Origin of the sequence: Sedimentitalea sp. XS_ASV28, assembly GCF_041224545.1 — a bacterium.
In the GTDB taxonomy this organism is placed as follows: domain Bacteria; phylum Pseudomonadota; class Alphaproteobacteria; order Rhodobacterales; family Rhodobacteraceae; genus Sedimentitalea.
This window is the reverse complement of record NZ_JBGFGP010000138.1, coordinates 1-407: the sequence shown is the minus strand read 5'-3', so window position 1 is coordinate 407 and position 407 is coordinate 1. Positions and strand designations below refer to the sequence as shown.

The 407-nt window shown below is 53.1% G+C and carries 1 protein-coding gene; it reads left to right on the top strand.

Annotation, left to right across the window (positions count from 1 at the left end):
• A partial coding sequence (locus tag AB9K34_RS13070) for a hypothetical protein (protein WP_369954871.1) occupies nucleotides 1-319 on the top strand: 319 nt, incomplete at its 5' end.
• Nucleotides 320-407 lie beyond the last annotated feature (88 nt).

The window sequence follows — 407 nt, the reverse complement described above, 5'->3', positions numbered from 1 at the left end:
ACGCCACTGCAAGCGCGCCGAGCGCTTGAGCAATTTGAGGGCTCCGCGCCCGGCGCGCTTGCCCAAACCGAAACCCATGATTATCAAGATCAAACCCGCAGACTCTCGTTATGAACGAGGGACCGAAGGGGGGCAGGTCATATTCTGCATTGCTAATATTTGCGCGCATCTCTCAGCCCCAGTGAAATCCCTAAAGATAGATGTGCTTCATTATCAAGAACTGCTCGACATGCCGGACCTTTCTGAAGAGCTCAGATCGGAAATACGTAAGCGTCGTCTCGACCCCACGTTGCTGATGATGGGTTCGGATGCGAGATGACTTCCATCTCATGATGGGGAGTGCGTTTCGCAATGTGCGCTACAAATTCGTTTCTCAAATCACTGGGCGTCGAGATTTACGCGTCGGG